This is a genomic window from Kosakonia sp. N21, from assembly GCF_050587465.1.
In the GTDB taxonomy this organism is placed as follows: Bacteria; Pseudomonadota; Gammaproteobacteria; order Enterobacterales; family Enterobacteriaceae.
This window is the reverse complement of record NZ_JBOBHR010000005.1, coordinates 394820-420701: the sequence shown is the minus strand read 5'-3', so window position 1 is coordinate 420701 and position 25882 is coordinate 394820. Positions and strand designations below refer to the sequence as shown.

The following is a 25882-nucleotide window of genomic DNA, read 5'->3' as shown; positions in this document are numbered from 1 at the left end:
TGCCATTTACCGCGACGTAAAGCGCATGCCAGCATCATGGTTCATCCAATGACAGTTAACGTTATTCGCCTAAATCCGTTGCTTTTTTGTTCAGCAATCGCGCTGCACGCCAGTACACCAGCAGCATCAGCCCCATCACCACGGTCAGCGTGATGCTGGTAGCGGAGCCGAATGGCCAGTCACGAATATTGAGGAACTGGCTTTTAATCACGTTACCGACCAGCAAATTTTTCGCCCCGCCCATCAGATCCGCAACATAGAACAGCCCCATGGCCGGCAGCATCACCAGCAGGCAACCGGCAATGATCCCCGGCATCGTCAGCGGGATAATAATGCGAATGAAGGTTTGCAGTTTACCGGCCCCGAGATCTTTTGCCGCTTCCAGCAGCGATTTATCGAGCTTCTCGATGCTGGAGTAGAGCGGCATCACCATAAACGGCAGCAGAATGTAGACCAGACCGATAATCACCGCGACCGGGGTAAACATAATGCGCAGCGGCTCATCAATGACACCCAGCCACAGCAGGAAGGCGTTGAGATACCCTTTGGTGCTGAGGAAAATCTTCAGCCCGTAGATGCGGATAAGTGAGTTGGTCCAGAAGGGAACAATCAGCAGAAACAGCAGCAGCGGGCGCACCTTCGCGGGCAGTTTCGCCAGGAACCAGGCAAAAGGGTAGCCCAATACCAGGCAGGACAGCGTGGCGATCGCCGCCATGTTCAGGGAGTGCAGCAGCACGTCGAAATAGAGCGGATCGAGCAGACGCGTATAGTTATCCAGCGTGAAAACCCATTGGACGAAATGGGCATCGTCGCGGGTCAGAAAGCTGGTGACGATGATCATCACATTCGGCAGGAAAACAAACAGCACAAGCCAACCGACGATAGTGGCGATCACCCCATTCTGGAATTTACTGGTACTCTTCATCAGCCAGTACGACCTCCCAGCTTTCTACCCAGGTTATGGCCATTTTCTGGTCCAGCGAGTGGTCAACATCCGGATCGTCTTCATTAAAGAACTCACTGACCATCACCATTTTGCCATTTTCCAGCTCCACCATGGATTCCAGCGTCATCCCTTTGTAGTTGCGCTCACGAACGTAGCCGATCAGACCTTCTGCGTCGCCCACATCGTGGATCTCTTCGACGCGCAAATCTTCCGGGCGCAGCAGCACGTTCAACGGCTGGCCTTGTTCCACCGGGAAGTTAACGTGAATATGGCATTCGCGGCCTTCGACGCTGGCGCGCACGCGGTGTGCATCGACACGCTCAATCACCGTGGCGCTGAATAGATTGATTTCGCCGATAAAGCTGGCGACAAACAGGTTCTTCGGCTCTTCATAGATTTCACGGGGCGTACCATCCTGCTCAATGCGGCCTTCGCGCATCACCACAATGCGGTCTGACATGGTCAGGGCTTCTTCCTGATCGTGGGTGACAAAAACAAAGGTAATACCCAGCTTACGTTGCAGCGCTTTTAGTTCGTTTTGCATCTGCTTACGCAGTTTGTAATCCAGCGCGGAGAGCGATTCATCTAACAACAGTAAACGCGGTTTATTGACCACTGCGCGGGCGATGGCGACACGCTGCTGTTGCCCGCCGGAGAGTTGATGCGGTTTACGCTGGGCAAAGGTGTCCAGTTGCACCATCCGCAACGCATCCATCACGCGTGGGGTTATCTCCTGAGCCGGGGTTTTTTGCATCCGCAGACCAAAGGCCACGTTGTCGAACACCGTCATATGGGGGAAGAGCGCATAGCTCTGAAAAACGGTATTGACGTGGCGGTGTTCCGCTGCAACGTGAGTGATATCTTCAGCATCGAGGTGGATATGGCCGACATCGACACTTTCCAGCCCGGCGATCAGGCGCAGAACGGTCGTTTTACCGCAGCCGGAAGGACCCAGCAGCGTCAGAAATTCGCCGTTATTGATGGTGAGGTTAAAATCGGAAATGACATTTTTGCCATCAAAGCTTTTGCGAATACCCGCCAGCTGCACAAGCGGTGAACGCGAACGCGGTTGTGTGTTCAATTTTTGACTCTGTCCCATGTCGACGCATCGAAAGGCTTATCGGATGCGGGGTTTGTGGTTAACCACCTTTGGGTTGTGCACGATTAAGGGCTGGCATTCTACGGCAAAGCGGTGAAATCGCCAATCGTTGTCGTATTTTCGTCGAACGGAGGGGGAATTTCCGGGCTACGGTTAATTACGTGGGCCGTAATTTTGAAAATATTCTCGTTTACGGGGTAAAAGTGACCTGACGCAATATTTGTCTTTTCACGCTTATTGATAATGTTGTGACATTTTGTGGGGGTGGCTTCATGGACAAATTATTAGAGCGTTTTTTGCAGTACGTTTCTCTGGATACTCAATCAAAGCCCGGCGTCCGGCAGGTGCCCAGCACTGACGGGCAGTGGAAACTCCTGCGTTTACTTCAGAACCAACTGACGGAAATGGGGCTGGAAAATGTCACATTAAGCGATAAAGGCACGGTGATGGCCGTGTTGCCGTCGAATGTGCAAACGCCCGTGCCCGCTATTGGCTTTATTTCCCATGTGGATACCTCGCCGGATTGCAGCGGCAAGAATGTGAATCCGCAAATCCTTGAAAACTATCGCGGTGGCGATATCGCACTGGGAATTGGCGATGAGATCCTGTCGCCGGTGATGTTCCCGGTGCTGCACCAGTTACTTGGGCAGACGCTGATCACCACGGATGGCAAAACATTGCTTGGCGCGGATGATAAAGCCGGTGTGGCGGAGATCATGACGGCGCTGGCGGTGTTGAAGAAGAAAAATATTCCCCACGGCGATATTTGCGTGGCGTTTACCCCTGATGAGGAAGTGGGTAAGGGCGCGAAACATTTCGATGTGGAAGGCTTCGGCGCAAAATGGGCCTATACCGTCGATGGCGGCGGCGTTGGCGAGCTGGAGTTTGAAAACTTTAACGCCGCGTCGGTGAACATCAAAATCGTCGGCAATAACGTCCACCCCGGGACGGCGAAAGGGGTAATGGTTAACGCGCTGACGCTGGCCAGCCGTATTCATGCGCTGGTGCCGGAAGAGGAGAGCCCGGAAAATACCGAGGGCTACGAAGGCTTCTATCATCTCACCAGTATTAAAGGCACCGTTGAACGTGCCGACATGCACTACATCATCCGTGATTTTGACCGCAAGATGTTCGAAACACGTAAACGTAAGATGATGGAGATTGCCAAAAAAGTGGGTAAAGGGCTGCACCCGGATTGTTATATCGAACTGGTGATTGAAGACAGCTACTACAATATGCGCGAGAAAGTGGTTGAACATCCGCATATTCTCGAAATCGCCCGGCAGGCTATGCGCGACTGCGATATTGAACCGGATCTGAAACCGATCCGCGGCGGTACCGACGGTGCGCAGCTCTCTTTTATGGGGTTGCCCTGCCCGAACCTGTTTACCGGCGGTTATAACTACCACGGCAAGCACGAGTTTGTGACGCTGGAAGGCATGGAGAAAGCCGTACAGGTGATTGTGCGAATTGCTGAGCTGACGGCGAAAGGGGAGTAGTCTGCGTTGCCGGATCGGCATAAATGCTTTATCCGGCCTGTGTGAGAGATATCGCAGGCCGGATAAGCAGACAGTCAGGTATTAATCTTCGAAGAACCAGTAACCGCTGTTGACCAGCGCGGCGAGCATCGCGAGGAAAGAGGGATCGTCCAGCGCATCGCCGAACGTCTCACCCTGCAATACGATATGACTTGCCAGCGCTTCAAGCGCCGGACGGTGCGGCGAGTTGATCCGTTCGCCGTTGGCGAACACATCCTCACCAATACGCAGCACGCGTAAACCGCCAAGACGCACCAGTTTGTCACCCTGTTTCAGCGCATCGTAAATTTCATCTGGTTGATAAGGGGGCTCCGGCGGCGCGATATCCAGCTCGTGGCGGGACTGGGAAATAAATTCGCCCATCCACTCTTTAAACTGCTCCGGCTGGTTGATCAGTCCCAGCATCATATCGCGCAGCTTATCCAGCTCTTCCGGCAGAATATCCGCCGGGTGGGCGCGCTGCGGAACCTCCGGATCGCTATAGCGCTGGCCGCCCAGTTCGCGTTGTAGAACATAGTCCGCAAAGCCGCTGATCAATTCACGGCCGCTGGGGGCACGGAAACCCACGGAGTAGTTCAGCGAGTTCTCCAGCGAATAGCCTTCATGCGGGAATCCCGGCGGGATATACAGAATATCGCCCGGCTCCAGCTCTTCATCAATGAGCGCCTCAAACGGATCGACCTGCAGTAAGTCCGGGTGTGGGCAGTGCTGTTTCATCGGCGTTTTTTCGCCTACGCGCCAGCGACGGCGACCGGTACCCTGAATAATAAACACGTCGTACTGATCGAGATGTGGCCCTACGCCGCCGCCAGGCACCGAGAAGGAGATCATCAGATCATCGGTACGCCAGTCCGGCAGCACGCGGAACGGGCGCATCAGCGCGGCAGCCGGTTGATGCCAGTGGTTGACGGCCTGCACTAACAGCGACCAGTTGCTTTCGCCCAGGTGATCATAGCTTTCGAAAGGACCATGACCCACCTGCCATTTACCGTCGAGATGGCTGACCAGACGGCTGTCCACCTCATTTTCCATTGCCAGCCCCGCCAGCTCGTCCGGGCTGATGGGATCGATGAAATTCTTAATCCCACGTTTCAGCACTACCGGGCGTTTTTGCCAGTAGCGTTGAATAAAGTCTGGCCAGTCTATTTCTACGTGATAGTCCATATGCGTTTCCGGCAAATTATCAGTGGCTGAATAAAGGATTATAGTAATGCCGATAGCGTTCAGTCGCCAGCGATCGCCGTCTGTTGTCGGCCAAAGATCACTTCCATTTTTGCGCCGCCCAGTAAACTCTCTGCGGTGATTATCTGCCCTTCATACTGGTCGACAATCTCCCGCGCAACGGAAAGCCCGACGCCCTGGCCCGGGCGCAGCGTATCGGCGCGTTGCCCGCGATCAAAGACCACTTCGCGCTTGGCAGTGGGAATGCCGGGACCATCATCTTCAACGATAATATGCAGCGTGTCGTCTGTTTGTTGGGCTGAAATCTCAACAAATTCAAGGCAATATTTGCAGGCATTATCCAGCAGATTACCCATCACTTCCATAAAGTCATTTTTCTCACCAACAAAACTGATTTCCGGCGAGATATCGAGGGTAATGTTGACGCCTTTGCGCTGATAGACCTTGTTCAGCGCCGAGGTCAGGCTGTCGAGCAGCGGCGCAACGGGATGCAACTCCCGGCTGAGCAGGCCGCTACTGCCGCGCATCGTGGCACGATGCAGGTAGTAACCAATCTGCTGCGAGATACGGCTGATCTGCTCCAGCATCACCGGTTCGGCATCGGAGACGCTCATCTTCTCACTGCGTAACGATCGCAACGTGCTCTGCAATACCGCCAGCGGCGTTTTCAGGCTGTGAGTGAGGTCGGTGAGCGTGGTGCGGTACTTGTCATAACGATCGCGCTCACTTTTCAGCAGGCGGTTAAGATTGCGCACCAGACTGGTCAGCTCGCGGGTGGTCTCCGGATTAAGCTGTTCGCGGTGATGCTCTTCCAGTTCGCGGACTTCACGGGCCAGCGCTTCAATGGGGCGTAAACTCCACCACGCCGCCAGCCACAACAGCGGAACCACCAGTAACAGGTTAGCGGCCAGCACATAGACAAACCAGCTCCACACCATATAAGAGCGTTTCAGCTCAATCGGAATGGTATCGATCACCACAATGGTTAATTGCGGCATACGGTTGGTGGCCGGGTAGATATTGACCGCGACAGAGTGTGTCATCTCAGAACTGCTGTCGTCTTCGCGGATCTCTTTCAACTCTTCAGCAATGGAATGGTCGTCATCCACCAGTGTGCTGCTGGCATCAACATCCGCCTCAATTTCATGAAAGCCATTTGTTCGCAGCCAGTCAGGTTCGATACTGTTTTCCAGCCAGGGGACATCACGCTGGGACCAGATAAGTTTGCCGTTCTGGTCGTAGATCAGCGCCATGGTCGGGCTTTGCAGATTGAGATTTTCCGGGAGATCAACGCTGAGCCGATTGTTTTCCCATTTTGCCAGCGTATAGAACAGGTTGCTCTCTCCACGCAGCAGACGGAAGGTGGTCTTGTCGAAACTGACGCTGTAACCCACCAGCGCCACCATGCCATACGCGAGGGAGAGCACCATCACCACCGCTGCGGTGGCAAGTAAAAAGCGGACCCGCAGGGAAAGCGGCAGGAGATGTCGCAACACGCGCCTCATTTAGGCAATTCGAAGAGATAGCCCTGACCGCGCACCGTGGTGATCACATCTTCCGGATACTGTGTCTGGATTTTTTTGCGTAAACGCCCCATCAGCACATCAATGGTATGGCTCTCGCGTAGCTCTGCATCGGGGTAGAGCTGGAGCATTAATGAATCTTTGCTTACCACTTTACCGCTGTTGCGGATCAGCGTTTCCATGATGGTGTATTCGAACGCTGTGAGTTTTATCACATCGTCGTTGATCGATAATTCGCGACGGGAAAGGTCCACCTGAAACGGCGGCATTGAGATCAACTGCGACGCGAGGCCACTGTTGCGGCGCATCAGCGCCTGAATGCGGGCGACCACTTCTTCAATGTGGAACGGTTTGGTTACGTAGTCATCCGCGCCTGCGCTTAACACTTCAACTTTATCCTGCCAGCCTTCACGGGCGGTCAGCACCAGAACGGGCAGGGTGACGTCATGGCTGCGCCAGCGACGGATCAACGACAGCCCATCTTCGTCCGGTAAACCGAGATCGACAATGGCGATATCGGGAATGTGTTCATTAAGAAAGTAATCGGCTTCCCTGGCATCTTCCGCCGCATCCACCTGATGTCCCAGCTCCTGTAGCTGCACCTTTAAATGGTGACGCAGCAGGGCATTGTCCTCCACAACCAGTATGCGCATCGTCAGAACTCTCCTTAATTATTTGATGAATTCAGTCTAACGCTGATTGTGGTGCAGGAGGGATAAACATTTATTAAACCGTAGAAATAAGAAACCCTCTTTTCCGGGGAAAAGAGGGTGAACGGCCTGCGGTCGATTATTTCAGCTCGTCGACCATGGTGATGGCGCGACCAATATAGTTGGCCGGGGTCATCGCTTTCAGGCGGGTTTTTTCGTCTTCCGGCAGGGCAAGGCCGTCGATAAACTGCTTCATGCCTTCCGCGTCAACGCGTTTACCGCGGGTCAGCTCTTTGAGTTTTTCGTAAGGCTTCTCAATGCCGTAGCGGCGCATCACGGTCTGGATCGGCTCTGCCAGCACTTCCCAGTTGTGATCCAGTTCGTCCAGCAGACGATCGCGGTTCACCTCCAGTTTGCTCACGCCTTTCAGCGTTGACTGGTAGGCAATCAGCGCATAACCCACGCCCACGCCGAGGTTACGCAGCACGGTGGAGTCGGTCAGGTCGCGCTGCCAGCGGGACACCGGCAGTTTGCTGGCCAGATGCTGCAATACCGCGTTAGAAAGGCCAAGGTTGCCTTCGGAGTTTTCAAAATCGATCGGGTTGACTTTGTGCGGCATGGTGGAAGAGCCAATTTCACCTGCAATGGTTTTTTGCTTGAAGTGGTTCAGCGCAACGTAACCCCAGATATCACGGTCAAAATCGATCAGGATGGTGTTGAAACGCGCCATGCAGTCAAACAGCTCGGCAATATAGTCGTGCGGCTCGATCTGCGTGGTGTACGGGTTCCACTGGATCCCCAGGGAGGTGACAAACTCTTCGCTGAACTGGTGCCAGTCCACTTCCGGGTAAGCCGCGATATGGGCGTTATAGTTGCCCACTGCGCCGTTGATTTTGCCGAGGATTTCCACCTGGTTTAACTGACGGAACTGGCGTTCCATACGGTAAGCGACGTTCGCCATCTCTTTACCAATGGTCGATGGCGTGGCGGGCTGACCGTGGGTGCGGGAGAGCAGCGGGATATCGCGATACTGCACCGCCAGCGCTTTTACCGCATCGATAAGCTGGCGCCAGTAGGGCAGGATCACCTCATCACGGGCGGTTTTCAGCATCAGGGCGTGCGAGAGGTTATTGATATCTTCTGAGGTGCAGGCGAAGTGGATAAATTCGGAAACCGCATGCAGCTCAGGGAGCTCCGCCACTTTTTCTTTCAGAAAATATTCGACCGCTTTGACATCGTGGTTAGTGGTGCGCTCGATGGTTTTAATGCGAAGCGCGTCCTCTTCACTGAAGTCGCTGACGATTTTATCGAGGAAACCGTTTGCGTGGTCAGCAAAAGCAGGAACTTCCTTGATCGCCGCGTGTGCCGCCAGTTTTTGCAGCCAGCGCACTTCTACCTGGACACGAAATTTCAGCAAACCGTATTCGCTGAAGATCCCGCGCAGCGCGCTGACTTTATCGCCGTAGCGTCCATCGACAGGGGAAACGGCGGTCAGTGAGGATAATTCCATAAGTCACAACTCCGGGAGGTTAACAATGAGCGAGAATGTTTTTGGCCTGGGTCGACAGGCGATTTCGGGACAACATCAATTGCAGGCGACCGCCGCCGACCTGGTGCCAGAGCACCGCAGCGCGGATCCCGGCCAGCAGCGTGGCGCGGACTTTTGCCTGAACCTGCGGGCTTTGCAGCACCGCGGGTGAACCGGTGACCTGAATACGCGGTCCCAGTGGGCTGATGACATCAACATAAATTGCCGCCATGGCGCTGAGCAGCGTGTCCGATTGCAGATCGAAGTGCTCAAGCTGGCGTTGCAAACTGGCGATGCGATTACCGAGCGTATCCATTGCCTGTTTATTACCGGCAAGTTTACGCTCCAGCACCATCATACTTAAGGTATAGCGGGTCAGTTCAGCATTGAGACCCTGGCGGCTGCTGGCATTCAGTACGCCAAGCAGGGTTTCCAGCCCGGTGCGCAGATTGGTTTCGCTGCCGCCAAAGACGCTAAGCGTGGAGTCCGGGTTCAGATCAATAACGCTGTTCAGCGAGACATGCAGTGCGTCGCTGTCACAATGCCCCTGGTGCGCCAGTTGTTGCACCAGACGTGCAGACTGGCAAATGCCTGCCAGCGCCAGGGTAATGTCGTAATAGTTCTTCGCCACACTCACTCCTTTTTTGGCCCGCGTCGCAACCATTGCGCGGGTTTTCGCCAGTCCGGTTTTACTTACTCTGTGTTACAGGGGCAGCGGCAGACGCTGCTCAATAATGCCGCCGCCCAGGCACACTTCGCCGCTATAGAACACAGCGGACTGGCCTGGCGTGACGGCCGCAACCGGATTGTCAAAACGCACGTCGATACGATCGTCGTCCAGCACGGTCACGGTACAGGGAATATCTTCCTGACGATAACGGGTTTTCACTGTGCAACGCAGTGTGCCCTGAAGTGGTTCGCGATCCACCCAGTGCAGTTGCTGTGCGATAAGCCCCACGGACATCAGGCGAGGATGCTCATGGCCTTGCGCAACAATCAGGATATTGTTTTCCACGTCTTTATCGACCACATACCACGGCTCTTCGCTGCCCTCTTTGGTCCCGCCGATACCCAGGCCTTTACGCTGGCCAAGAGTATGGTACATCAGACCCTGGTGCTCGCCGATCTCTTCACCGTCGACGGTGAGGATTTTACCGGGCTGCGCCGGCAGGTAGCGGCCAAGGAATTCGCGGAATTTACGTTCGCCAATAAAGCAGATGCCGGTAGAGTCTTTTTTCTTCGCGGTTGCCAGGCCCAGTTCTTCGGCGATTTTACGCACTTGCGGTTTTTCCAGCTCGCCGACCGGGAACAGGCTTTGTGCGATCTGCTCGTGACCCAGGGTATACAGGAAGTAGCTCTGATCCTTGTTGCCATCCAGACCGCGCAGCAGGCGGCTTTTGCCGTCCACATCGGCGCGGCGCACGTAGTGACCGGTGGCAATATAGTCCGCGCCGAGATCTTCAGCGGCAAACTCAAGGAACGCTTTAAATTTGATCTCTTTGTTGCAGAGAATATCGGGGTTCGGCGTACGCCCGGCTTTGTATTCGGCCAGGAAATGCTCGAAGACGTTGTCCCAGTATTCTGCGGCGAAATTGACGGTGTGCAGCTCGATGCCGAGCTTGTCGCAAACGGCCTGCGCATCGGCCAGATCCGCCGCCGCGGTGCAGTATTCTTCGCCGTCATCCTCTTCCCAGTTCTTCATGAACAGGCCTTCCACCTTATAACCCTGTTGCTGCAACAGGTAAGCGGAAACGGAAGAGTCGACACCGCCGGACATACCGACGATCACTTTTTTTGGGCTATCAGACATAGAATACTCACGACGTAGAACTTCAGGGCGGCGTATTCTATCACGGGCTGGCGGCTCAGGCATCCCCTGTAAACGGCCAGTTAAATGCTGCGATGGTTTCCAGCGGCAAACGCGGGCAGTGCTGATAACAGCGAATGCTTTCCGCAACCAGCGGCGAGCGCAGGTTTGTCGCCGTAAAGATCTCCTCTGCCGTGACCCAATGGCAGCGATCGATATCGCTGTCGTGGGGTTCAGTGGCGCACATTTCGTTAAGCTCGATAGCAAACAAAAAACGCAGGAACGGCGTGCGATCGCGCGCTATCCACTGATGCATTCTGAGAAAGTGCTGCGGTTCAGCGCGAATGCCTGTCTCTTCCCACAGTTCGCGGGCGGCGGCCTGCGCCAGTGTTTCGTCGGCTTCCAGATGGCCTGCTGGCTGGTTCCACAGGGCTTTGCCGCGAATCGTCTCTTCAACCACTAAAAATTTCCCCTGCGCGTGTACGACGCAGGCAACGGTTACGTGGGGTTTCAGCATCATTACTCCCTTAAAAGTTAAGCATCCCGCCATTCACCGTTGGCGAGGTTATCCAGCGTGTAAGTCCCCATAGCGTAACGGATAAGCCGCAGAGTAGGGAACCCGACGTGCGCCGTCATTCTCCGCACCTGGCGATTACGCCCTTCGTAGAGGGTGATTTTCAGCCAACAGGTGGGAATGGACTTCCGTTCACGGATTGGCGGGTTACGCGGCCACAACCAGTCTGGTTCACCGACCCGTTCAACACCAGCGGGAAGCGTCGGACCATCGTTCAGGTCAACGCCATTACGCAGCGCAGTGATGGCCTCTTCGGTTGGTTCACCTTCAACCTGCACATAATAGATCTTGCCGGTGCGTTTGCCAGGTTGCGTGAGGCGCGCCTGTAATGCGCCATCGTTGGTCAGCACCAGTAATCCTTCGCTGTCGCGGTCAAGCCGCCCGGCGGCGTAAACGCCCTCGACGGGAATAAAATCTTTCAGCGTGCTGCGTCCGGCCTCGTCCGTGAACTGCGGCAAAACATCGTAGGGTTTATTGAATAAAATCACACGTTTTGGCTGGTTTTTCCGTTCGGGTCTGGTGGCTTGTCGTGAGCTGAATCGCTCAACCCGGTGATTTCTAAAAGAAGTTTTATTCATGGTATTTTCAGTGATTATCAATTGCCGCATTATAGCTGAATCACGATTGCCTTTCATGGAACCCAACTATCGGTTAGTATTGATGGGCTCATTACAATTCATTAACAAAAAACGGTTTGCTCTGTGTGATTCACGTAACAGGTGAGCGGACGCAGTCTGAGCGCCCCGGCTTGAAGTCAACGAGCAAAACAACCAGAAGCGCTCGAAGGAGAGGTGAATGGAAAGCAAAGTAGTTGTTCCGGCGGAAGGTAGCAAGATCACCCTGCAAAATGGCAAGCTCAACGTTCCGAATAACCCGATTATCCCGTTCATTGAAGGCGACGGTATCGGTGTTGACGTGACCCCGGCAATGCTGAAAGTGGTTGATGCCGCAGTGGAAAAAGCCTACAAGGGCGAGCGTAAAATTTCCTGGATGGAAATTTACACCGGTGAGAAATCTACCCATGTTTACGGCCAGGATGTCTGGCTGCCGCCTGAAACACTTGATCTGATTCGTGATTACCGTGTTGCCATCAAAGGCCCTCTGACGACGCCGGTTGGCGGCGGTATCCGTTCTCTGAACGTTGCACTGCGTCAGGAGCTGGATCTCTACATCTGCCTGCGTCCGGTACGTTACTACCAGGGCACGCCGAGCCCGGTTAAACACCCTGAACTGACCGATATGGTTATCTTCCGTGAAAACTCGGAAGACATTTACGCCGGTATTGAGTGGAAAGCGGACTCTGCCGATGCGGAAAAAGTGATTAAATTCCTGCGTGAAGAGATGGGTGTGAAGAAAATTCGCTTCCCGGAACATTGCGGTATCGGTATTAAACCGTGTTCCGAAGAGGGCACTAAACGTCTGGTGCGTGCGGCGATTGAATACGCTATCACCAACGATCGCGACTCTGTGACGCTGGTGCACAAAGGCAATATCATGAAGTTCACCGAAGGTGCGTTTAAAGACTGGGGCTACCAGCTGGCGCGCGAAGAGTTTGGTGGTGAGCTGATCGATGGCGGTCCGTGGCAGAAAATCAAAAACCCGAAAACCGGCAAAGAGATCATCATTAAAGATGTGATTGCCGATGCGTTCCTGCAACAGATCCTGCTGCGTCCGGCTGAGTATGACGTTATCGCCTGTATGAACCTGAACGGTGACTACATTTCTGACGCCCTGGCGGCGCAGGTTGGCGGTATTGGTATCGCCCCGGGCGCGAACATCGGTGACGAGTGCGCACTGTTCGAAGCGACCCACGGTACAGCGCCGAAATATGCAGGTCAGGACAAAGTGAACCCGGGTTCCGTGATCCTGTCTGCAGAAATGATGCTGCGCCACATGGGTTGGGTTGAAGCGGCTGACCTGATCGTGAAAGGCATGAGCGGCGCGATTAACGCCAAAACCGTGACCTACGATTTCGAACGTCTGATGGAAGGCGCTAAACTGCTGAAATGTTCAGAGTTTGGCGACGCGATGATCGCGAACATGTAATCCGCCTCGCGGGTTAAACAAGAACGGGAGCCGGTTGGTTCCCGTTTTTTATTATTAGTTTTTGAACGGTTATCAAAATTTTATCAAAACAAGTTATCAAAACGAGACCAAAAATGAAAATTAATAACAAGTTTTTATGGTTACTTATATTTTTCATATTTTATGCGGTACTGATTATTTTTCTTCATAAAACTAAAATTGCTCTAGTTAGTTCTTTAGGTAGTTTGGGCGACACTTTTGGCCCCGTAACAGCTTTGTGTTCAGCATTGGCATTTTGGGGGGTATATCAAACTCTTCAGCTTCAAAAAGAGGAGATAGCTCGGCTTGAAAAAGAGATGGAATGTAAGGAAAAGAAAGAAAAACTAGCTTCTTTTGAAAATACTTTTTTCCATTTGATAAATAATCTTCAGAATATTATTGCTGATATGGTCTTTAAAGATACAGTATCAAACGATTCAAAAGAGAAGGGTTCTACCCATTTTGAACATTATTCCGGGAGGATTGTTTTTGTTAAGTATTATGAGGATTTACTGAATATCATAAAAAATGATGAAAACATGAAATTATTGGATGACCCTAAAAAGGCGACTCTGCATTATAAACAAGTTTGTAATTCATTCTTCTCGGCGCGTACGCATTTACTTGCTCATTATTATAGGTATTTTGTAAGTATCGTTCACTTCGTAGAGCGTGCAGATATATCAGAAGAAGCTAAGAATGATTATTTTTATTTTCTAAAATCACAACTATCTAATTATGAGCTAATAATGATGTTTTATTATTCATTTTGTTCGCAGGGGAAGCAAATAAAAATGGCGATCGAGTCCCATGGGCTTTTTACAGACTTCCCAATAAATAAGCTTCTTTCTAAAAATCAAGTGCGACTTCTTGCAGATACATCGTGGAAATAATTAATCTTTATATACAATGGTATTGTATTTCTTCAACTTAAGATATAAGACCAATCCTTTCCTCTATCATCATTATAACGGTCTGTTTGTTGCTGGGATTTATGCCCCAGCAACTTCTTGGTATCCACACCTTGTTCCTTATATAACCGTTCCGATAAGGATCTCTGTTCATGGAAAGTCGCCGGAGTTCCATCCCCCCAATCTATATTTGCCTTATCCCTGGCTTTGCTGAAATTCATCGTTAATGTATTAGACTTTACTTGTGCACCTCGTTCAGCTTGAGAAGTGGCTCGGAAAAAGTGAACCAGATATGGACTTACTGCATAATCCTGACACCGCGCAATTACGTCACGTAAGCTCCAGTTTATTGCGTTTAACCTCAGCTCGAGGGGAATGGCGATCTTACTCCCGGTTTTCTCCTGAACAATGTGAAGATGGTCATCCCAGATATCGCTGAATTTCATGTTTGAGATATCCCCCAAACGCTGGCCCGTTACAAGGGTAAACAGCATTGCGTTACCGCTTTTCAGCGATCTCGTACAGCGTGGGTTTCCGTCGCCGGCGGCGGATTATGTCGTTCAACGTATTGATTTAAATGAGCTATTAATCCATCACCCAAGCGCTACGTATTTTGTAAAAGCGGCAGGCGATTCCATGATCGATGGTGGCATCAGCGATGGTGATCTCTTGGTGGTTAACAGCTCCCAAACCGCCCGGCATGGCGACATTGTGTTCGCAGCAGTAGACGGCGAATTTACAGTGAAGCGCCTTCAGCTCAGGCCAACGATTCAGCTCAACCCAATGAATTCCGCGTACAGCCCAATCAGGGTGACGAGCGAAGATACGCTGGACATTTTCGGTGTGGTGACTTTTATCGTTAAAGCAGCGAGCTGATTATGTTTGCGTTATGCGATGTGAACTCGTTCTATGCTTCGTGCGAGACGGTATTTCGCCCGGATCTGAAAGGGCGTCCTGTTGTCGTTCTTTCGAACAATGACGGCTGTGTGATTGCGCGTAGCGCCGAAGCGAAGCCACTTGTCGTCATGGGCGAGCCTTACTTCAAGCAGAAAGAAGCGTTCAGGCGGCACGGCATAGTTGCGTTCAGCAGCAATTACGAGCTGTACGCGGATATGTCAAACCGTGTGATGATGACACTGGGGGAGATGAGCCCTCGCGTCGAAATATACTCAATCGACGAGGCATTTTGTGACCTGACCGGTGTTCGCAATTGCCGTGATTTAACCGACTTTGGGCGCGAGATACGCGCTACTGTTCTGAAGCGTACCCATCTGACCGTTGGTGTCGGCATAGCTCAAACCAAAACCCTGGCGAAGCTGGCCAACCACGCCGCAAAAAAATGGCAGAAGCAAACCGGTGGCGTTGTAGATTTGTCAAATGTCGACCGTCAGCGCCGTTTGCTGGCGATGGTGCCGGTGGAGGATGTCTGGGGCATTGGCAGGCGCATCAGCAAAAAGCTCAATGCGATGGGTATAAAAACTGCGCTGGAGCTTTCAGAGTAAAGCACCTGGATTATCCGTAAGTATTTTAATATCGTGCTCGAGCGAACTGTGAGGGAACTGCGCGGGGAATCCTGCCTCGGACTGGAGGAGTTCGCACCGGCAAAGCAGGAGATTGTCTGCTCCCGCTCATTCGGCGGCCGCATCACTGAATATCACGAAATGCGCCAGGCCATATGTAGCTATGCTTCACGCGCTGCTGAAAAATTACGTAGTGAGCACCAGTATTGCCGGTTCATATCCGCTTTTGTCAAAACATCACCCTTTGCACTTAACGAACCGTACTATGGCAACAGCGCATCCGTGAAGCTGTTAACGCCAACGCAGGACAGCCGGGATATCATCGGCGCCGCAACGCGCTGTCTGGACAGTATCTGGAAAGACGGCCATCGGTATCAGAAAGCAGGTGTTACGCTGGGCGACTTTTTTAGCCAGGGCGTGGCGCAGCTTAATCTTTTTGACGATAACGCCCCACGCGCGAATAGCGAAAAACTGATGGAGGTATTGGATCAACTCAACGCAAAAGACGGGCGCGGAACGTTATATTTTGCAGGTCAGGGGATACAACCCCAGTGGCAGATGAAGCGCGAAATGCTATCGCTAAGATATACAACTCGATTTAGTGATTTGCTTAATGTAAAGTAAAAAAAATTTTCCTTCAGGAATGACTTTGATGGCTAATAAACCGGAGCATCTTTATAAATATTTAACCTTCAGCGAGAATACCCTTAACCTTCTCTGTATGCTGCAAGTCTATTATGCAGATCCATCGCAATTCAATGATCCTTTGGATTGTCGCCCTATTATTGTTAATGACTTGGAATTGGCTGATTTAAGAGGTGTTTACTCAAAGTTAATCTTAAGAAAAACTGAAAAGCAGTTTACTAACAGTTTGCACAAATTGAAATTCCCAAAGGAAAAAACAGCGCAAAGAGCTTATCTTCTTGCAAACACAGAAGTTGAACAAGCGCTCTCTGATTTTGAGTATTCAGCGACCGAGTTTGAGACGAAACAGCGAAGTGGTTACTTGGAGAAATGTTATATAGGGGTGATCCAAGATGAAATAGTTAACACCTTTAAAAAAGGTGTGCTGTGTCTTAGCCGAAAGTTTGATAGCCCATTAATGTGGTCTCATTATGCAAACCAACACAAAGGGATTTGTATTGAATATGATATGAGATCAGTAAAAGGTGAACATGTTCATGAGGTTATCTATGGTGGCTCTAGAAAAATTTTAACAAGCGAAATCAACGAATGGCTCAATAATCCTGAGAATGATACTCGCTTAAAACAGGTTTGTTTGTTAACAAAATCTGGGGAGTGGAGATATGAATCTGAATGGAGAATTTTTGGCCCTTTAGGTATTGGAAATTCATTGCCACCTATCAAATCTGTAATATTTGGATTTAAATGTCCTGATGTTACTATTTATACAGTCATGAAAGCTATGATGTCAGATAATCGTAAACTGAAATTTTGGAAAATGGATAACGAAGGTGTGGGCTTTGACTTGAAAAGGAAGAAAATTTATCCAAGTGATTATTTCAGCAATATGCCATATATCTATTCTGATAGTGAAATAGATTTAACGATGGACGACCTATAATGTAGTAACGTTAAAAACACCTTATCAAGGTGCCATTAATTCTTGTCTTTGATATTTAGGATTTCCCACGGCGCGCGACACAGCGTGCCAGATGAACTTCTCTGCCAGCACAGCACCTCCGGCAGCTATTGTAAGCACACCTGTTTTAGTTCCACGCACTTTTTGAGATTTCCGGTTTTCAGCCAGGGTGTCACGCAGCTCAACTTATTTGACGATAACGCGCCGAGCGCGAACAGTGAAAAGTTTATGGAAGTTCTGGATCAGTTAAATAAAAAAGACGGTCGAGGCACTTTATACTTTGCCGGGCAGGGCATACGGCAACAGTGGCAAATGAAACGCGATATGCTGTCTCCCGGTACACGACACTCTATTCAGATCTGCTGGTAGTTAAGTGTGATGAATTCCTACAGATGAACTCACAGCCCAAAGCAGACGTTTCTGATATATCGATGATTTAATCAACGGGAGCCGATCACCCATAATGAAGTTCTCTATGGCAATTAGGGCATAGAGCTAGCACATTATCTAATGAGTCAGCCCCACCACTGGAGAGGCTTTGCACATGGTGAACTTCTAGAAATGGTGTATTATCAGACTTTCTGTTAAATGGAGCTTTTTTATTACAACGTTCGCAAATTCCTTTTGCACGCAGTAACGCTATTGCAACAATATCGGGACTACGGGAATATATTTCTGTTATTACTACTTTTTTTGTTGGTTTTTTATCGATTGTAGATATACGAGCTAGTCTGGCAGCTTGATTATCCTTAAGAGAATCTGATACCTTTCCATAAAAAATATTATTGACATCCTCCAGTGTTAAGACTTCATTTTCTTCACTTTCAAAAATGCTCTGAATATATTCCAGTAACTCAAAATTATTCTCTAATTTCATTGGTGACTGTGGAGCTTGTTTCATTCCATTTTTTATTAACTGATGAAGGCTGAGCTCTGAAGAAGAAGTTTTATTCAGTAAGTCTAATCTAACATAACACCCATTGAGTGAATTATAATACTTATCTTTATCATGCCAATATGATTTATCATCCCTGATATTGTTACTGGTGAGCCCAGCAGCCTTGACAATGCACTTGTATTTTAGATGCATGTCTGGGCGTGAAACGTAAATATAAACGATATCACCAACAGAATAATTAGTTCTACCTTGACGCCAGTCTATACTATTAAAATCATTAAATGAGGACTCATGATCATAAACTTTGGGGTTTGCCGAAATCAACCAGTTCATTAATGCCTCCAAAATAAGTTATTATTTTCAGCACATTATTAACCTTAAAGTGCCTGAAATGAACCTTTATATTAACTACATGATAAATCTTGATTATTATACAAAAATAATTCATGGCCCTCATCAAAACTTCTCATTTTTGGATACACTCTGGTCTGCACTGTGTTAATATAATGTGGTGTCCATTCAGCTCTAATCAATGGTGGGAATCATAACTGACTTATGCTCCTCGCTCTAAGCCGTCGTTCAGATGGCTCAGAACGACCATTGACAAAAGCTTACGTGCTACAAAAGGGAATGTCATCGAAAAGATCAGGTTCTGGACAAAAAAACTGGCCGCTTAGGTCTAGAGAGAAATTAATCAATGGAGAGCATGCCACGGATCACTTAAAGCGTCATAATATCCCATCACGACTAGTTTGAGATATCCCATGATCAACTATAAAGATGTTCAGTGCCCTGTTTGTGGTAGATGGTTTTCAATGTTCAGACCTGATTTCCATATTGGCAAATACCACAAAAATGCGACTGAGCGCGAGCTTATGCTAATCCGTGACGCTCGCCGTGCAATGAAGGATTTCCATGCCGAAACAGGGAAAAAAAGTAAGAATGCAACCCTGAAAAATATCAATAAATCCGATGGTACGACCTTACATGGAGGGTTGCCTTCGCTGGGCAAAAAAAGATGAATTTACTTTATTCTGTATGTGGAAGAAGGAATTGAATAGGTCGTAAGAGACTCATCTTCTGTGAGGGGCTGCAGAACGCTCAAGACCTGGCTGTTGGCAAGTATTATCCACTTCGCTGCAGGAGTGGGCATTGCTAACTTAGTATCATGCAGTTTCATGGGCAACAGCCCAGCTGTAATGCAGGTGTGTAAAGTCACGGCAAAGAGTCAATAGACTTAACTTATCATTTAGGAGAAGTATTGAAACTTTTTGATTATTTGAGGATGGCACTTCCGGATCTGACACCTGGAACCACCAAAGTCCACCTTGCGCAAATGAATGACCACAAAGAGGATCCGCTGGTTAAATTCCGGGAAGAGGTTTTCGACGACTGGCAGTGCCGGCAGAAACGGTTAGAATTTAGCCGCAAGTATGTCGTTTCACTAATCAGGATCCCGCGTACTGAAACTTGGCTGTTCGCGGGAGCGTTTCAACAAAAAGGCAACGCAGGAAAGAAAACCTACTCTAACCGTGATGAAATGTATTATCAGTACTACCTTCAGAAAATCCCCGAGACTGAAGAATACGTGGGGCGGATGTATATCAGCTTTAAAAATACAGCCCGCAACTTCATCCGCCGGGGGGAAAGTATTCAGAATGAATTGATAGTCAGCGCTATCTCCCCGGTACGTATGAGCTTCGGTGAGTTCCCGGGTTACCGTCACATTGTGCTAGACCGGAACAGCATCGGAGCGATCCTCAGGCTTAACTTGGAATCTTGGCGCACCGCATTATCTATGGTCAAAGGCATCTATGTATTAACTGATCGTGACGGAGGAAAGCTCTATGTGGGAAAAGCCGATGGAAGGGAGGGGATATGGGCGCGATGGGAATATTATTTTGGTTCCGGGCATGGTGGTAATATAGGGCTAAAGGAAGCTTTCGATACTGGCGATGAAAAAAGGTTACAGAATATCACGTTTGCGATCCTCGAAGTTGTTGATCCCAATGCTGATGACGGGGAGATTAACCGCCGCGAAAGCCACTGGAAACAAATACTGCTCTCGCGGGAATTTGGCCATAACCGAAACTAATAAAACCTGTGAAAGAATTCTGACCTGTTCCCTATTGATTAACACACGCCATATCAGTTGGAGCAATTGCGGACTTCCATTACTCGTTCATAGCAGAGCTTTTGCCAGCAAAACCTTCGCCATTGATAACTATTATTAGTGGCAACTTGTTGAATTACATGAAATGAAATTAGTAGATTATTGGCGAAAAAATCAAATAAGCCGTTGATTATTTATTGATAATGCGCCTGATTTAAAATCCCTGATTGGTCGAACATAACGCGTAGATGTGGGACTACATAGGGCAAAAAGTGGTTATCAAAACTTAAAAACAACGTTTAATAATCATAGGTTTAGAAATCGGTACAAATCCACCAACTCAATATAAAAATACGCGAATTCTACATATTTATCAATGAATTAGCCATAACATCAATAACTACTGCTGCGCCACATGGGCTGGGTAGAAGCGGCTGACCTGATCGTGAAAGGCATGAGCGGCGCGATTAACGCCAAAACCGTGACCTACGATTTCGAACGTCTGATGGAAGGCGCTAAGCTGCTGAAATGCTCAGAGTTTGGCGACGCGATGATCGCGAACATGTAATCCGCCTCGCGGGTTAAACAAGAACGGGAGCCGGACGGTTCCCGTTTTTTATGCCCTCAAAAAATCTTCCCCTAAACTGGATGAACGTCAACACGAGGTAGGATATACCAACATGTCGGTAAGAAAATATCCTTATTAATATAGTGAACATATGCGATATAATTTTATTGAAAATCACTTTTTTGGGGATAAATAATGAGATCGGTAATTGCAGGAAGCACGATTGTTGGGGCCGCATTGATTCTGGCGTCATTTATTAATTCTGGGGAGCTTCGTTTCAAAAATGAACATATCATCCCTGTTGCCGGTGGGGCTGTAAAGTTAGGTGAAGTCTATGACGAACATCAGATTGTTTCGTTAGTGCTTAATTTCAATGATAAGGCTTTTCCGGATGAGGAGCTGCTCCAACAGGCTAATGCTGGTGATTACAAGGATGCTTTGAAAGGTAAATTGGGTAAATTATCAGACCTTATTAACAGCGGAAATAAAGGCCAGGATAAAGTTACAGCTGAAAATCTGAGCTTAAAAAACCCCGCCAAATTAGAACTAACAGTAGCGGTAAGGTATCGTAGTGAGTATCAACCTTCGTTTACATTAGTTATCAGTAAAAAAACAGTAGACATTCCGGCTAATGCTCCAATTTATAAAACATCTGTAGATTCTCTTGATTCTTTCTTAAAAGAAAAGAAACAAGAGATTGATTCATCGCTCTATCTCAAATAAGCAGACGAAAAAACAAAACCCGCTTCAGTGCTGAGGGATCCCCAGTAATGGGCGGGTAAAAAAGACAGGAATAGAGTTTTGTGATCTACTCCACAGATGTTTCCTCAACAGCACCAATCAGGGACACACCCACACTGTTAACCAGAACATCAATTCGTCCGGCTTTGGCTATCACACTTTCAATCGCCACTTGCACCGAATGTTCATCGCGTACATCCATTTCTGTCAGTGCAACACCATTCAACGGGGAAGCGGTGTTGATGTCCCTGACGGTACCAAATACCTGACAACCTCGGGCTTTAAAGGCCATGGCTGCCGCTCTGCCAATACCTGATGAAACGCCAGTAATCAGAACGACTTTATGTTCAGACATTTTTTAATCCCTCAGAAGCGGAATGGTTTACCGTTGACGAGGTTGAATCCGGGCTCTTTATGCGGAACCAGATGGCATACATAGCGGGCAGGAACACCAGCGTAATAATGGTCCCACCCAGTGTCCCGCCGATCAGGGTGTAGGCAAGGGTTCCCCAGAACACCGAATGTGTTAACGGGATAAAGGCCAGAATGGCCGCCATCGCCGTGAGCAATACGGGTCTGGAACGCTGTACCGTTGCCTCAATGACCGCATGAAAGGGGGCAAGTCCTTCCTGCTCATTATGATGAATCTGCCCGATGAGGATCAGCGTGTTACGCATCAAAATCCCTGACAGAGCAATCAGACCAACCAGCGCATTGATGCCAAAGGGCTGGTTGAAGAGCAGTAAGGTCGGCACCACCCCCACAAGTCCCAGAGACGCGGTCATAAAGACCATCACCATCGCCGACATCGAGCGCACCTGAAGGATGATGATCAGCAGCGTCATGGCTATCATGATCGGGAATAATGGTGCCATCGCTGCGGTGGCTTTCCCGGACTCCTCAATAGAACCCGACTCCTCGATACGATAACCATCCGGTAGCGTCATAATGATGGGCTGAAGCTGCTTCATCATCGCAGTGGAAACATCCGGCGGCTGTAAGGATTCGGCGATATCTCCCCGCACGGTAATGGTTGGCGTACGATCGCGACGGCGCAACACAGGATCTTCCATGCGCACTTCCACCTCGCCAACCTGCGATAAAGGAATACGCTGCCCGGCGGAGCCAACCAGGGTGAAAGCCGCTATTTTTTCAGGATCAAGCCTGATATCGCCGGCAGCACGTCCCATGACCTGCACTGAACGGATATCTTCACGCACAGCGGTGACCGGAACACCCGAAAGCAGGAACTGAAGCTGCTGAGCCACCGCGTTTGACGTCAGCCCCACCGCCTGCAGGCGGTCCTGATTCAGGGTGAAATGCAGTGTCGGCACCCGTGATCCCCAGTCAGTATTAACCGTTCTCATCAGCGGGCTGGCCTGCATCAGCGTTTGCACCTTGTCCGCGATGTCACGTAATACGGTCGGATCCGGCCCTGTCACACGGAAGGCAACCGGATAGGGTGAATAGGGGCCAAACACCAGTTGGGTTACGCGAACCCGCGCCTCGGGTGCCAGCCCGTCAGCCGCAGCCTGGCGAAGACGAAACTTGAGCGCCTCGCGCGCTTCCTGGCTGTCGGTCAGGACAACAATTTTCGCAAAAGAGGGATCGGGCAGTTCTGGCGCCATGGCGAGATAGAAACGCGGTGAACCCTGCCCGATATAAGCCGTCACGATTTTTGCTTCTTTCTGGTGCTTCAGCCAGTCTTCGATCTTCGTCGCTGCTGCGCTGGTTTGTTCAATGGAAGTACCGTAAGGCATCTGAACTTCCACCAGCACTTCCGGCCGGTCAGACGTCGGGAAAAACTGTTTTTTCACCAGCGCCATGCCGAGAATGGCGACCATCAATATCACAATGACGGAACCTGCAACCCGCCATTTTCGCGCGATGACCCGCGTTAATAACTGACGAAAACGGTTGTAGCGGCGGGTGTTGTAGATAGCAGCATGTCCGCCTTCAACCGTTTTGATGTCTGGCAGCATTTTCACCCCGAGGTAAGGTGTAAACACCACCGCCACCACCCAGGACGCAATCAATGCAATGCCCACAATCCAGAACATATTGCTGGTGTATTCGCCCGCTGTGGATTGCGCAAAACCGTTGGGCATAAAGCCGACGGCCGTCACCAGCGTACCGGCCAGCATGGGCGCAGCAGTGTGGCTCCAGGCATAAGCTGAGGCTTTGATACGGTCGTAGCCTTCCTCCATTTTCACCACCATCATTTCAATGGCAATGATGGCATCGTCCACAAGTAGACCGAGCGCCAGAATAAGCGAACCCAGAGTAATACGGTCGAAATTTTTGCCTGAAGCCGCCATAACCACAAAGACGACAGCCAGCGTCAGCGGCACAGCAGCCGCAACCACCACGCCCACACGCCAGCCCATACTGAGAAAGCAGACCACCATTACCACCAGCAGAGCGACAAAAAACTTAATCATGAACTCGTCTACGGCGGAGCTGATGTTAACTGACTGGTCGGTGACTTTTGTGAATGTCATGCCGAGCGGCATGTCCGCATTGATTCTGCTGGCTTCCTCATCCAGCGCTTTACCCAGCGCCAGACCGTTCCAGCCCTCACGCATCACGATATCCAGCAGGAGTGCAGGCTCGCCCTGATGGCGGACCATGAAGGTAGCCGGATCTTCATAACCACGCGCTACCGTCGCCACATCAGAGAGCTTCAGCGTTTTTCCCTGCACCACAACCGGCGTTTCACGAATTTTCTCAAGTTTATCAAACGCGCCATCCAGACGGATAAACACCTGTGACCCGCTGGTCTCTACTGAGCCTGCAGATGTCAGCACATTCTGACTGTTCAGCGCGGAGAAAATATCCTGCGGAGAAATACCCAGTGTTGCCAGACGGTCATGAGAAAATGAGACAAATATCCGTTCAGCCTGCTCACCGATAATGTTGACCTTCTTCACACCTGCCACATGGAGAAGACGCTGACGTAGCGACTCCGCATCCCTAACCAGCAGACGCTGTGGCTCTCCTTTTGCCTTGAGTGCAAAGAGCGCAAAGGTAACGTCAGAGAACTCATCATTGATCATTGGCCCCATCACCCCTTCTGGCAGGTTTTTGGCCTCGTCGCTGAGTTTTTTACGTGCCTGATAAAACTCTTCCTGCACCTGAGAGACTGGCGTACTGTCACGCAAAGAGAGCAGGGTGACAGCAAGGCCGGGGCGCGTATACGTCTCACTACGGTCATACCACTTGAGTTCCTGGAGACGTTTTTCCAGCGGCTCGGCCACCTGGTTTTGCATTTCCTGCGCAGTCGCCCCAGGCCAGGCAGAAATGATGGTCATCTCTTTGACGGTAAACGGCGGATCTTCAGCGCGTCCCAGGGCAAAGAACGAGATAATACCGGCAACAGTAATCAACAGGATGAGAAACAACGTAATTGAACGCTCGCGAACGGCGAGCGCCGAAAGATTGAACCGCCCGCTATTCATGGACGGCTCCCGGCAGCACTATCGTCGCTTTGCTTCGCCAGTCGGACAGTCTCACCGTCATGCAGCAGATGAGCGCCCAGCGCCACGATCTGTTCGCCGGGCTTAAGGCTGCCGGTCACGCTTGCCGCATCATCTCCGAGGCTGACGATCTGTACGGGACGCCATGCCACTCTGGCGGGATTACCTGAAATGCTCCAGACGCCCGGGCCTTTACCCGCGTCAAAAACGGCGGCCAAAGGCACCTGCAGCAACGGCTGAGATGCTCTGCTCTGCGCAATAGAGATGGTGACAGTGGACCCCAGGGGTGCGCCAGACAATGGGCCGTCGAGCACATACCGTGCCTCAAACGTGCGCGTCAGCGGGTCGGCTGCATCAGAGAGTAACCGTAGTGTCGCGGAAACGGGCTGTTTATCGCTGCCGTACAGAGAAGCCTGTGCCTGGCTTCCTACGGACGGGCGTAGCGTCTCCGGTAACTGGACGACCGCTTCGCGCTGCCCGGCTCTGGCAAGCCTGATAACCGGTTGTCCGGCACTGACCACCTGACCTGGTTCGGCCAGCGTATCCACCACCACCCCGTCAGCATCAGCCACCAGAACTGCGTAGCTCATGGCGTTTTGCGCCACATTCGCCTGCGCCTGGGCGGCACTGAGATCAGCTCTGGCCGTATCTGCAGCGGCTTTAATCTGATCGTAGGCGGATGCCGATACAGCTCCGGTAGTAACCAGACCGCGATATCGCGATTCGTCATCCGCTGTCTGGCGGGCACGTGCTTTCGCTGCAGCGACAGCCTGTTGCTGAGCCTGAGCCTGCAGGCTCAGATCCACGGGGTCCAGACGCATTAGCGGCTGGCCACGTTTCACGGTCTGACCGGTATCGACGAGCCGTTCAAGGATTTTGCCTTGTACCCTGAAGCCAAGGTCGCTCTGGATACGTGCAACGACCACGCCCGTGAAAGCACGGGAATAATCGGTTGCGTTCATCGCAGTTGCAGACCTGACGAGAGGTGGCAGACTGCGAGGATCACTGTTGTCGGACGCGTCGCCGCAGGCCACAAGGGCAAACGGCAACAGGCAAACAGCAAAGGTGACAGGTTTAAGCCTGAGCATGGGTACCCTTATTCATTTAACAGGACAGGATCCGCATTCTCAAACCAGTGACC

General features: G+C 50.6%; 22 protein-coding genes and 5 pseudogenes. 11 read left to right on the top strand and 16 right to left on the bottom strand.

Annotation, left to right across the window (positions count from 1 at the left end):
- Positions 1-61: 61 nt before the first annotated feature.
- Positions 62-925 (bottom strand): spermidine/putrescine ABC transporter permease PotB, encoded by an 864-nt coding sequence (potB, locus tag ACQ3G7_RS15195; RefSeq protein WP_430890434.1) that lies wholly within the window; start codon positions 923-925, stop codon positions 62-64.
- Entirely contained in the window at positions 909-2045 is a 1137-nt protein-coding gene (potA, locus tag ACQ3G7_RS15190) for a spermidine/putrescine ABC transporter ATP-binding protein PotA (protein WP_430890433.1), read from the bottom strand. Before potA ends, potB begins: the two co-directional genes overlap by 17 nt.
- A gap of 272 nt (positions 2046-2317) precedes the next feature.
- Between potA and pepT the strand changes: the two genes are divergently transcribed.
- Complete coding sequence (gene pepT / locus ACQ3G7_RS15185) at positions 2318-3544, top strand: peptidase T (RefSeq protein WP_430890432.1); 1227 nt, start codon at positions 2318-2320, stop codon at positions 3542-3544.
- 81 nt (positions 3545-3625) lie between these two features.
- Here the strand turns inward: pepT and ACQ3G7_RS15180 are convergent, their stop codons facing one another.
- From ACQ3G7_RS15180 to rluE, 8 genes are all read right to left on the bottom strand, one after another.
- On the bottom strand, positions 3626-4747 hold the full coding sequence (locus ACQ3G7_RS15180) for a ribosomal protein uL16 3-hydroxylase (protein WP_430890431.1): 1122 nt from the start codon (positions 4745-4747) through the stop codon (positions 3626-3628).
- Positions 4748-4806: 59 nt separating this feature from the next.
- Positions 4807-6270: a two-component system sensor histidine kinase PhoQ gene (gene phoQ / locus ACQ3G7_RS15175; protein WP_430890430.1), complete on the bottom strand. Its 1464-nt coding sequence runs from the start codon at positions 6268-6270 to the stop codon at positions 4807-4809.
- Positions 6267-6941, bottom strand: a complete 675-nt coding sequence (phoP, locus tag ACQ3G7_RS15170) for a two-component system response regulator PhoP (protein WP_061494923.1) — start codon at positions 6939-6941, stop codon at positions 6267-6269. The genes phoQ and phoP overlap by 4 nt, the downstream gene beginning before the upstream one ends.
- A gap of 136 nt (positions 6942-7077) precedes the next feature.
- On the bottom strand, positions 7078-8448 hold the full coding sequence (gene purB / locus ACQ3G7_RS15165) for an adenylosuccinate lyase (RefSeq protein ID WP_430890429.1): 1371 nt from the start codon (positions 8446-8448) through the stop codon (positions 7078-7080).
- 19 nt (positions 8449-8467) lie between these two features.
- Positions 8468-9097 carry a high frequency lysogenization protein HflD gene (gene hflD, locus ACQ3G7_RS15160; protein WP_263097087.1) on the bottom strand — a complete coding sequence of 210 codons (630 nt, stop codon included), beginning with the start codon at positions 9095-9097 and terminating at the stop codon, positions 8468-8470.
- A gap of 72 nt (positions 9098-9169) precedes the next feature.
- The gene (gene mnmA / locus ACQ3G7_RS15155) at positions 9170-10276 is read right to left on the bottom strand and encodes a tRNA 2-thiouridine(34) synthase MnmA (protein WP_430890428.1); all 1107 of its coding nucleotides are present in this window, start codon (positions 10274-10276) and stop codon (positions 9170-9172) included.
- Between the two features lie 55 nt (positions 10277-10331).
- Positions 10332-10790: an NUDIX domain-containing protein gene (locus ACQ3G7_RS15150; RefSeq protein ID WP_430890451.1), complete on the bottom strand. Its 459-nt coding sequence runs from the start codon at positions 10788-10790 to the stop codon at positions 10332-10334.
- Between the two features lie 17 nt (positions 10791-10807).
- Complete coding sequence (gene rluE, locus ACQ3G7_RS15145) at positions 10808-11455, bottom strand: 23S rRNA pseudouridine(2457) synthase RluE (protein WP_430890427.1); 648 nt, start codon at positions 11453-11455, stop codon at positions 10808-10810.
- Positions 11456-11642: 187 nt separating this feature from the next.
- On the opposite strand from rluE, the gene icd reads away from it, so the two are divergent.
- Positions 11643-12893, top strand: coding sequence for an NADP-dependent isocitrate dehydrogenase (icd, locus tag ACQ3G7_RS15140; protein ID WP_430890426.1), 1251 nt, complete (start codon positions 11643-11645; stop codon positions 12891-12893).
- Between the two features lie 113 nt (positions 12894-13006).
- Positions 13007-13804 (top strand): putative phage abortive infection protein, encoded by a 798-nt coding sequence (locus ACQ3G7_RS15135; RefSeq protein ID WP_430890425.1) that lies wholly within the window; start codon positions 13007-13009, stop codon positions 13802-13804.
- Between the two features lie 32 nt (positions 13805-13836).
- Here the strand turns inward: ACQ3G7_RS15135 and ACQ3G7_RS15130 are convergent.
- A pseudogene (locus tag ACQ3G7_RS15130) lies at positions 13837-14325 on the bottom strand (tyrosine-type recombinase/integrase); the annotation flags it as partial.
- Between ACQ3G7_RS15130 and ACQ3G7_RS15125 the strand changes: the two are divergent.
- The 3 genes and pseudogenes from ACQ3G7_RS15125 to ACQ3G7_RS15115 all read left to right on the top strand — a co-directional run bounded on the left by ACQ3G7_RS15125 (position 14267) and on the right by ACQ3G7_RS15115 (position 16927).
- Positions 14267-14698: a translesion error-prone DNA polymerase V autoproteolytic subunit gene (locus ACQ3G7_RS15125; RefSeq protein WP_430890424.1), complete on the top strand. Its 432-nt coding sequence runs from the start codon at positions 14267-14269 to the stop codon at positions 14696-14698. The pseudogene ACQ3G7_RS15130 and the gene ACQ3G7_RS15125 overlap by 59 nt on opposite strands.
- A 2-nt stretch (positions 14699-14700) precedes the next feature.
- Positions 14701-15966, top strand: a pseudogene (locus tag ACQ3G7_RS15120) (Y-family DNA polymerase).
- Between the two features lie 28 nt (positions 15967-15994).
- Positions 15995-16927, top strand: a complete 933-nt coding sequence (locus tag ACQ3G7_RS15115) for a DUF2971 domain-containing protein (protein ID WP_430890423.1) — start codon at positions 15995-15997, stop codon at positions 16925-16927.
- A gap of 24 nt (positions 16928-16951) precedes the next feature.
- Here the strand turns inward: ACQ3G7_RS15115 and ACQ3G7_RS15110 are convergent.
- Positions 16952-17056 (bottom strand): annotated as a pseudogene (locus ACQ3G7_RS15110) (SOS response-associated peptidase); the annotation flags it as partial.
- Positions 17057-17104: 48 nt separating this feature from the next.
- Between ACQ3G7_RS15110 and ACQ3G7_RS15105 the strand changes: the two are divergent.
- Positions 17105-17319, top strand: a pseudogene (locus ACQ3G7_RS15105) (DUF4113 domain-containing protein); the annotation flags it as partial.
- A gap of 80 nt (positions 17320-17399) precedes the next feature.
- Here ACQ3G7_RS15105 and ACQ3G7_RS15100 read toward each other — a convergent pair.
- Entirely contained in the window at positions 17400-18176 is a 777-nt protein-coding gene (locus tag ACQ3G7_RS15100) for an HNH endonuclease (RefSeq protein WP_430890422.1), read from the bottom strand.
- 431 nt (positions 18177-18607) lie between these two features.
- Here ACQ3G7_RS15100 and ACQ3G7_RS15095 point away from each other — a divergent pair, with 431 nt between their 5' ends.
- The 4 genes and pseudogenes from ACQ3G7_RS15095 to ACQ3G7_RS15080 all read left to right on the top strand — a co-directional run bounded on the left by ACQ3G7_RS15095 (position 18608) and on the right by ACQ3G7_RS15080 (position 21247).
- On the top strand, positions 18608-18865 hold the full coding sequence (locus ACQ3G7_RS15095; protein WP_430890421.1) for a hypothetical protein: 258 nt from the start codon (positions 18608-18610) through the stop codon (positions 18863-18865).
- Between the two features lie 239 nt (positions 18866-19104).
- Positions 19105-19938, top strand: a complete 834-nt coding sequence (locus tag ACQ3G7_RS15090; RefSeq protein ID WP_430890420.1) for a GIY-YIG nuclease family protein — start codon at positions 19105-19107, stop codon at positions 19936-19938.
- Positions 19939-20356: 418 nt separating this feature from the next.
- Positions 20357-20524, top strand: a pseudogene (locus tag ACQ3G7_RS15085) (NADP-dependent isocitrate dehydrogenase); the annotation flags it as partial.
- A gap of 195 nt (positions 20525-20719) precedes the next feature.
- Positions 20720-21247 carry a hypothetical protein gene (locus ACQ3G7_RS15080; RefSeq protein WP_430890419.1) on the top strand — a complete coding sequence of 176 codons (528 nt, stop codon included), beginning with the start codon at positions 20720-20722 and terminating at the stop codon, positions 21245-21247.
- An 85-nt stretch (positions 21248-21332) separates the two neighbouring features.
- Here ACQ3G7_RS15080 and ACQ3G7_RS15075 read toward each other — a convergent pair whose 3' ends face one another.
- From ACQ3G7_RS15075 to ACQ3G7_RS15065, 3 genes are read right to left on the bottom strand one after another with little or no spacing between them, the layout of a single operon-like run.
- A complete protein-coding gene (locus ACQ3G7_RS15075) occupies positions 21333-21620 on the bottom strand; it encodes an SDR family NAD(P)-dependent oxidoreductase (protein WP_430890418.1) in 288 nt (95 codons plus the stop codon).
- Positions 21613-24723: an efflux RND transporter permease subunit gene (locus ACQ3G7_RS15070; RefSeq protein WP_430890417.1), complete on the bottom strand. Its 3111-nt coding sequence runs from the start codon at positions 24721-24723 to the stop codon at positions 21613-21615. The genes ACQ3G7_RS15075 and ACQ3G7_RS15070 overlap by 8 nt, the downstream gene beginning before the upstream one ends.
- Complete coding sequence (locus ACQ3G7_RS15065; RefSeq protein WP_430890416.1) at positions 24720-25829, bottom strand: efflux RND transporter periplasmic adaptor subunit; 1110 nt, start codon at positions 25827-25829, stop codon at positions 24720-24722. Before ACQ3G7_RS15065 ends, ACQ3G7_RS15070 begins: the two co-directional genes overlap by 4 nt.
- Positions 25830-25882: the final 53 nt, after the last annotated feature.

Coding starts and splice junctions, on each gene's coding strand:
- potB (WP_430890434.1), bottom strand. CDS start 925: ATGAAGAGTACCAGTAAATTCCAGAATGGGGTGATCGCCACTATCGTC.
- potA (WP_430890433.1), bottom strand. CDS start 2,045: ATGGGACAGAGTCAAAAATTGAACACACAACCGCGTTCGCGTTCACCG.
- pepT (WP_430890432.1), top strand. CDS start 2,318: ATGGACAAATTATTAGAGCGTTTTTTGCAGTACGTTTCTCTGGATACT.
- ACQ3G7_RS15180 (WP_430890431.1), bottom strand. CDS start 4,747: ATGGACTATCACGTAGAAATAGACTGGCCAGACTTTATTCAACGCTAC.
- phoQ (WP_430890430.1), bottom strand. CDS start 6,270: ATGAGGCGCGTGTTGCGACATCTCCTGCCGCTTTCCCTGCGGGTCCGC.
- phoP (WP_061494923.1), bottom strand. CDS start 6,941: ATGCGCATACTGGTTGTGGAGGACAATGCCCTGCTGCGTCACCATTTA.
- purB (WP_430890429.1), bottom strand. CDS start 8,448: ATGGAATTATCCTCACTGACCGCCGTTTCCCCTGTCGATGGACGCTAC.
- mnmA (WP_430890428.1), bottom strand. CDS start 10,276: ATGTCTGATAGCCCAAAAAAAGTGATCGTCGGTATGTCCGGCGGTGTC.
- ACQ3G7_RS15150 (WP_430890451.1), bottom strand. CDS start 10,790: ATGCTGAAACCCCACGTAACCGTTGCCTGCGTCGTACACGCGCAGGGG.
- rluE (WP_430890427.1), bottom strand. CDS start 11,455: ATGCGGCAATTGATAATCACTGAAAATACCATGAATAAAACTTCTTTT.
- icd (WP_430890426.1), top strand. CDS start 11,643: ATGGAAAGCAAAGTAGTTGTTCCGGCGGAAGGTAGCAAGATCACCCTG.
- ACQ3G7_RS15135 (WP_430890425.1), top strand. CDS start 13,007: ATGAAAATTAATAACAAGTTTTTATGGTTACTTATATTTTTCATATTT.
- ACQ3G7_RS15125 (WP_430890424.1), top strand. CDS start 14,267: ATGTTTGAGATATCCCCCAAACGCTGGCCCGTTACAAGGGTAAACAGC.
- ACQ3G7_RS15115 (WP_430890423.1), top strand. CDS start 15,995: ATGGCTAATAAACCGGAGCATCTTTATAAATATTTAACCTTCAGCGAG.
- ACQ3G7_RS15100 (WP_430890422.1), bottom strand. CDS start 18,176: ATGAACTGGTTGATTTCGGCAAACCCCAAAGTTTATGATCATGAGTCC.
- ACQ3G7_RS15095 (WP_430890421.1), top strand. CDS start 18,608: ATGATCAACTATAAAGATGTTCAGTGCCCTGTTTGTGGTAGATGGTTT.
- ACQ3G7_RS15080 (WP_430890419.1), top strand. CDS start 20,720: ATGAGATCGGTAATTGCAGGAAGCACGATTGTTGGGGCCGCATTGATT.
- ACQ3G7_RS15075 (WP_430890418.1), bottom strand. CDS start 21,620: ATGTCTGAACATAAAGTCGTTCTGATTACTGGCGTTTCATCAGGTATT.
- ACQ3G7_RS15070 (WP_430890417.1), bottom strand. CDS start 24,723: ATGAATAGCGGGCGGTTCAATCTTTCGGCGCTCGCCGTTCGCGAGCGT.
- ACQ3G7_RS15065 (WP_430890416.1), bottom strand. CDS start 25,829: ATGCTCAGGCTTAAACCTGTCACCTTTGCTGTTTGCCTGTTGCCGTTT.